At 51.0% G+C, this 680-nt stretch carries 1 rRNA gene; it reads left to right on the top strand.

Annotated features, from left to right (window positions below):
* Nucleotides 1–141 precede the first annotated feature (141 nt).
* Nucleotides 142–680, top strand: a 23S ribosomal RNA gene (locus ACYP5B_RS24365); the annotation flags it as partial.

Here is a 680-nt window from a genome sequence, read left to right on the forward strand (position 1 = left end):
AAAACACGATACCGGGTTGTGATTGTATCAACCAAAATGTATTTAAGTGATCGAAAGATGACTTGGAATACGGCACAAATGCGAGAACTCATCCTGTAGCGAGCACGCCTTGAACGCAAGTTTGAGACACACTCGTTATAGGGTCAAGCGAACAAGTGCATGTGGTGGATGCCTTGGCGATCACAGGCGATGAAGGACGCGGTAGCCTGCGAAAAGCTTCGGGGAGCTGGCAAACAAGCTTTGATCCGGAGATGTCCGAATGGGGAAACCCGGCCCGTATGGGTCATCCCTGACTGAATACATAGGTCAGGGAAGCGAACGCGGCGAACTGAAACATCTAAGTAGCTGCAGGAACAGAAATCAACCGAGATTCCCAGAGTAGTGGCGAACGAAATGGGAAGAGCCTTGTACTCTTTAGCAGCATTGTTAGCAGAACGGGATGGAAAGCCCGGCCATAGCAGGTGATAGCCCTGTATGCGAAAACAGCGTTGTGGAACTAGGTGTACGACAAGTAGGGCGGGACACGTGAAATCCTGTCTGAAGATGGGGGGACCATCCTCCAAGGCTAAATACTCGTGATCGACCGATAGTGAACCAGTACCGTGAGGGAAAGGCGAAAAGAACCCCGGGAGGGGAGTGAAATAGATCCTGAAACCGCATGCATACAAACAGTCGGAGCC

This window comes from Cupriavidus sp. 8B (assembly GCF_054589115.1).